The 6,000-nt window shown below is 60.5% G+C and carries 6 protein-coding genes; all 6 read left to right on the plus strand.

Features of this window, described 5'->3' with window-relative positions:
- Positions 1-111 precede the first annotated feature (111 nt).
- Positions 112-441, plus strand: a complete 330-nt coding sequence (gene trxA / locus GIB19_RS07520) for a thioredoxin TrxA (protein ID WP_009684153.1) — start codon at positions 112-114, stop codon at positions 439-441.
- Positions 442-669: 228 nt separating this feature from the next.
- Positions 670-1,929, plus strand: a complete 1,260-nt coding sequence (gene rho, locus GIB19_RS07525; RefSeq protein WP_003253661.1) for a transcription termination factor Rho — start codon at positions 670-672, stop codon at positions 1,927-1,929.
- Between the two features lie 301 nt (positions 1,930-2,230).
- Positions 2,231-2,563 (plus strand): addiction module antidote protein, encoded by a 333-nt coding sequence (locus GIB19_RS07530; RefSeq protein WP_099455686.1) that lies wholly within the window; start codon positions 2,231-2,233, stop codon positions 2,561-2,563.
- An 81-nt stretch (positions 2,564-2,644) separates the two neighbouring features.
- Positions 2,645-4,111 carry a 4-hydroxy-3-polyprenylbenzoate decarboxylase gene (gene ubiD / locus GIB19_RS07535; RefSeq protein WP_033702193.1) on the plus strand — a complete coding sequence of 489 codons (1,467 nt, stop codon included), beginning with the start codon at positions 2,645-2,647 and terminating at the stop codon, positions 4,109-4,111.
- Positions 4,111-5,079, plus strand: a complete 969-nt coding sequence (locus tag GIB19_RS07540; RefSeq protein ID WP_027592223.1) for a CDP-6-deoxy-delta-3,4-glucoseen reductase — start codon at positions 4,111-4,113, stop codon at positions 5,077-5,079. Before ubiD ends, GIB19_RS07540 begins: the two co-directional genes overlap by 1 nt.
- A gap of 246 nt (positions 5,080-5,325) precedes the next feature.
- Positions 5,326-5,976: a gamma-glutamylcyclotransferase gene (locus tag GIB19_RS07545; protein ID WP_099455685.1), complete on the plus strand. Its 651-nt coding sequence runs from the start codon at positions 5,326-5,328 to the stop codon at positions 5,974-5,976.
- The last annotated feature ends 24 nt before the right edge of the window (positions 5,977-6,000 follow it).

A 6,000-nucleotide genomic window follows, 5' to 3' on the forward strand; every position in this document is an offset into this window, starting at 1 on the left:
TCGCGGCGTCTTGCACAACTATAGTTACACTCAATCGTCTGTGACTTCCTGTAGTCAGCCGCTGCGGCTATGATGGGCCACGTTTTTATGCTTACGACCCCGGAGATATCCATGAGCAGCGATCTGATCAAACACGTCACCGACGCCACCTTCGAGGCCGAAGTCCTGCAAGCCCAAGGCCCGGTGCTGGTCGACTACTGGGCTGAATGGTGCGGTCCATGCAAGATGATCGCTCCGGTTCTGGACGACATCGCTTCTACCTACGAAGGCAAACTGACTGTCGCCAAGCTGAACATCGACGACAACCAGGAAACCCCGGCCAAGCATGGCGTGCGTGGCATCCCGACGCTGATGCTGTTCAAGAACGGCAACGTCGAGGCCACCAAGGTCGGCGCACTGTCCAAATCGCAGCTGGCCGCGTTCCTCGACGCCCACCTGTGATGTGAAAAAGCCCCGGAAATACCGGGGCTTTTCTTTTCCAACCCACTAGACGTCGAAAAAAGCAAGTGTTACATTCGGCCTCGCACTGCTTCTCCAGTGCCCCCTGCACGCCGTCGCCGACGCACTCCTAATTAGAATCTGTGCGCGATCCTATCGCCTTCTAGCGGCGCGGCTTCATTAAGCCAGAAGCTTAATCCTCCCTTCATACATGATTACGTCACTCCCCTTATGAACCTGACTGAACTCAAGCAAAAGCCGATTACCGATCTGCTGGAAATGGCCGAACAGATGGGCATCGAAAACATGGCCCGTTCGCGCAAACAGGACGTGATTTTCGCCCTGCTGAAGAAGCACGCGAAAAGCGGCGAAGAGATCTCGGGTGACGGCGTGCTGGAGATTCTCCAGGATGGTTTCGGTTTCCTGCGTTCGGCTGATGCGTCCTACCTGGCCGGCCCCGACGACATCTACGTCTCGCCTAGCCAGATCCGCCGTTTCAACCTGCGTACCGGCGATACCATCGTCGGCAAGATCCGCCCGCCGAAGGAAGGGGAGCGTTACTTCGCCCTGCTGAAGGTCGACACGATCAACTTCGATCGCCCTGAAAACGCGAAGAACAAGATCCTGTTCGAAAACCTGACGCCGCTGTTCCCCAACAAGCGCCTGAAGATGGAAGCCGGTAACGGTTCCACCGAAGACTTGACCGGCCGCGTCATCGACCTGTGCGCCCCGATCGGCAAAGGCCAGCGTGGCCTGATCGTCGCCCCGCCGAAAGCGGGTAAAACGATCATGCTGCAGAACATCGCGGCGAACATCACCCGTAACAACCCCGAGTGCCACCTGATCGTCCTGCTGATCGACGAGCGCCCGGAAGAAGTGACCGAAATGCAGCGCACCGTGCGCGGCGAAGTGGTCGCCTCGACCTTCGACGAGCCGCCAACCCGCCACGTGCAGGTTGCCGAGATGGTCATCGAGAAGGCCAAGCGCCTGGTCGAGCACAAGAAAGACGTGGTCATCCTGCTCGACTCCATCACCCGTCTGGCACGTGCCTACAACACCGTGATCCCGAGCTCCGGCAAGGTCCTCACCGGTGGTGTCGACGCCCACGCCCTGGAGAAGCCGAAGCGTTTCTTCGGTGCCGCGCGTAACATCGAAGAAGGCGGTTCGCTGACCATCATCGCCACCGCGCTGGTCGAAACCGGCTCGAAGATGGACGAAGTGATCTACGAAGAGTTCAAGGGTACCGGCAACATGGAGCTGCCCCTGGACCGTCGTATCGCCGAGAAGCGTGTGTTCCCGGCCATCAACATCAACCGCTCCGGCACCCGCCGCGAAGAGCTGCTGACCGCCGACGACGAACTGCAGCGCATGTGGATCCTGCGCAAGCTGCTGCACCCGATGGACGAAATCGCCGCCATCGAGTTCCTGGTCGACAAGCTCAAGCAGACCAAGACCAACGACGAGTTCTTCTTGTCGATGAAGCGTAAGTAAGCTTCGCTGCATCACGCAAAAAGCCGGGGAAACCCGGCTTTTTGCTGTCTGTCACAAAAGATCGTTCGCCAGCCCCCAGAACGCAGGCCACCATGCTGCCTGCGGTTTTCGGTCATGCCCCTGCAGGCATCAACCTCACGCCGTCATCGAGCCTAGCCCCTAGGGTCGGTGAATAAGTCGACACATGGATTGTCTCTTATAAGGTACAGTATGGATGTACACAGTTCATCACGTCGAAAGACCGGCAGCAGGCTGATATCGACCAAGCCAAGTTGCTTTGGCACAGGCACAAGGTAACGCTATGACCGGCACACGTTCGCATGAAGAAAGTGTTCTTGAGATGCTTCGCAATGACGAAGCCTTCGCCATCGACTATCTCGCCGTGGCACTCGAGGAAATCGATGAGCCTGGTGGTGCTGCGGGCTTTCTGACGGCGGTCCGCCGCGTGGCTGAAGCGCGCGGCGGCATGGGCAATCTTGCGCAGGCCACGGGGCTTGCCCGCCCCAATCTCTATCGCGCGCTGGCAGCGGACGGTGATCCTCGGCTATCGACCGTGCTGAAGGTGCTGCAAGCACTGGGAATCGGGCTGTCAAAAGTGGTTTCGCATAATAGTGAACAGCACCACAGCCGCTGATCCCAGACTCCTTTGGCCAATTTGCCCCCTTAGGCGCTACACTCTGCACCCCGACCGATACGGCCAACACGAGGCTCCTGCATGCAGTATCGCGACTTGCGCGACTTCATCCGTGGCCTGGAACAGCGCGGTGAACTCAAGCGCATCCAGGTTCCGATCTCTCCCGTCCTGGAAATGACCGAGGTCTGCGACCGCACCCTGCGTGCCAAAGGCCCGGCGTTGCTGTTCGAGAAGCCCACGGGGTACGACATCCCGGTACTGGGCAACCTGTTCGGCACGCCCGAGCGGGTGGCCATGGGCATGGGCGCCGAGTCGGTCGAAGAACTGCGCGAAATCGGCAAGCTGCTGGCCTTCCTCAAAGAACCAGAGCCGCCGAAAGGCCTGAAGGATGCCTGGTCGAAGCTGCCGATCTTCAAGAAGGTCGTGTCGATGGCGCCGAAGGTGGTCAAGGACGCGGTGTGCCAGGAAGTCGTGGTCGAAGGTGACGACGTCGACCTTGGCCAGTTGCCGATCCAGCACTGCTGGCCAGGCGATGTGGCCCCGCTGATCACTTGGGGCCTGACCGTTACCCGCGGCCCGAACAAGGACCGCCAGAACCTGGGCATCTACCGCCAGCAGGTCATCGGCCGCAACAAAGTCATCATGCGCTGGCTGAGCCACCGTGGCGGCGCGCTGGATTACCGCGAGTGGTGCGAGAAGCACCCCGGCCAGCCGTTCCCAGTGGCCGTGGCGCTGGGCGCAGACCCTGCAACCATCCTGGGCGCCGTGACGCCGGTGCCGGATACCCTGTCCGAATACGCCTTCGCGGGCCTGCTGCGTGGCAACCGCACCGAGCTGGTCAAGTGCCGTGGCAGCAACCTGCAGGTGCCGGCCACCGCCGAGATCATTCTCGAAGGTGTGATTCACCCGGGCGAAATGGCGCCGGAAGGCCCCTACGGCGACCACACCGGCTATTACAACGAAGTGGACAGCTTCCCGGTGTTCACGGTCGAGCGCATCACTCACCGGCAAAAACCGATCTACCACAGCACCTACACGGGCCGTCCGCCGGATGAGCCGGCGATTCTCGGCGTGGCGCTGAACGAAGTGTTCGTGCCGATCCTGCAAAAGCAGTTCCCGGAGATCGTCGACTTCTACCTGCCACCGGAGGGTTGCTCGTACCGCATGGCGGTGGTGACCATGAAAAAACAATACCCAGGCCACGCCAAGCGCGTGATGCTGGGTGTGTGGTCGTTCCTGCGACAGTTCATGTACACCAAGTTTGTTATCGTCACCGACGATGACATCAACGCCCGCGACTGGAACGATGTGATCTGGGCCATCACCACGCGCATGGACCCCAAGCGTGATACGGTGATGATCGACAACACCCCGATCGACTACCTGGACTTCGCGTCGCCGGTGTCCGGGTTGGGGTCGAAGATGGGCCTGGACGCCACCCACAAGTGGCCGGGCGAGACTACACGCGAATGGGGACGGGTCATCGTCAAGGACGAGGCCGTCACCCGCCGTATCGATGAGCTGTGGGATCAGTTGGGAATAGATTGATGCAGGTAACGTTGCAGCCGTCCGGGGCAGTGCTGGCGCTTGAACCCGGGGAACGGATCCTGGATGGAGCGCGGCGGCTCGGCTATGACTGCCCGAACAGCTGCCGCAATGGCAATTGCCATGTTTGCGCCGCCTTGCTGGTGGAAGGGAGCGTCCGCCAGAACGGCGAAGTACGCGACCATGGCGAGCTGTTCACCTGTATTGCCGAACCGCTGGAGGATTGCGTGTTGCTCTGGGACGGTGTGCTCGCCCTGGGCGAGCTGCCAGTGCGCAAGCTGGCGTGTAGCGTGAGCGAATGCGTCGAGGTCGGTGGCGACGTTTGGCGCGTGCGCCTGCGTGCGCCTGCCGGCAAGCCGCCGCGTTATCACGCCGGTCAGTACCTGATGATCGAGCGCGAGGGCGGCAAGCAGGCGGCGTTCTCCCTGGCCTCTGCGCCCCATGGTGGGCGTGAGCTGGAACTGCACGTGCTGGCGCGTGAGCCCAGCGCGCTGCAGCTGATCGAGCAACTGCAGCGTGATCGCCTGGCGCGCATCGAAATGCCTTTCGGTGATGCGCACCTGGCCGAGTTGCCAGACGGGCCGCTGGTGCTGATCGCCGCCGGTACGGGAATGGGCCAGATGCACAGCCTGGTCGAGCATTGCCGCGCCCAGGGCTTCAAGCATCCGGTACACCTTTACTGGGGTGTGCGTCGGCCTGAGGACTTTTACCAGATCGAGCATTGGGACGAATGGTTGCGCCTGCCCAACCTGTTCCTGCACAAAGTCGTCAGTGACCTGTGTGGGTGGGAAGGCCGTTGCGGCATGCTGCACGAGGCCGTTTGCGAAGACATCCACGACCTCAACGGCGTGCACGTCTACGCCAGCGGCTCGCCAAACATGGTCTATGCCACCCTCGATGCCCTGGTCGAGGCCGGTATGGATGCACACCGCATGCGCGCCGATGTATTTGCCTACGCGCCGCGCGGCTAATAACTCAAGTTCAACCGAGTGGGTATAAGGCGGTAATTGTTACCGCCTTGGCTAATAACTTTCACTCCGCTCGAAACAATGCTCTCCAATCGTCGGAAGTTCGCGTGAAACTTTAGCTTTCGGGCTTGAGTGTTGGCGCGTTTCTATCCTAAGGTTAATGCAGACACCTTAGGTGCGGGGCGCAAACCCCGGCACACAGCGATTCTCGCTTCATCTGTAGTTCACAGGGAATAATGGCGGCAGCGTATGTCGGCAATTGAAAGTTTGTCCTGGAAAAGTGCTTACCCTCCGGCGCTCGACTTCGGCCAGCAACTGACCCGCGAGCAATTGATCAACTCCATGCAACTGACCATGTCACGCCATGAAGGCGGGCCTGTGTGGTTGTTCGCCTATGGTTCATTGATCTGGCGACCGGAGTGCAGTTCGGTAGAGCGGCAGCGCGCACGGGTGCACGGTTATCACCGTGGGCTGTACCTGTGGTCGCACGAGCACCGTGGCACACCGGAAACGCCCGGCCTGGTGTTCGGCCTGGACCGTGGTGGGTCATGCAGTGGTTTTGCCTATCGGCTGGATGAAAGCAACCTGGATGATTCGCTGATGGCCCTGTGGCAACGCGAAATGCCGTACCCGGCCTACCGCCCCCATTGGCTCAGTTGCCGATTGGGTGATGGCAGCAAGGTGCAGGCCTTGGGTTTTGTGCTGGAGCGCCATTTGCCGTGCTATGCGGGGAATTTGCCCGACACACTGCTCAGCCAGATCCTTGCCAGTGCCAAGGGGCGATATGGCACCACGCGCGAGTATGTGGAGCAGACGTTGAATGCGTTGCGCAGCCACCAGATGCCAGATCGCAACCTGGAGGCGCGGTTCAGGCGCTGCCATAACCTGCGGGAAGTCTGATTTATTGACTGGCAGTACCGGCCT

Source organism: Pseudomonas sp. ITEM 17296 (genome assembly GCF_028895205.1).
Taxonomy (GTDB): domain Bacteria; phylum Pseudomonadota; class Gammaproteobacteria; order Pseudomonadales; family Pseudomonadaceae; genus Aquipseudomonas; species Aquipseudomonas kermanshahensis.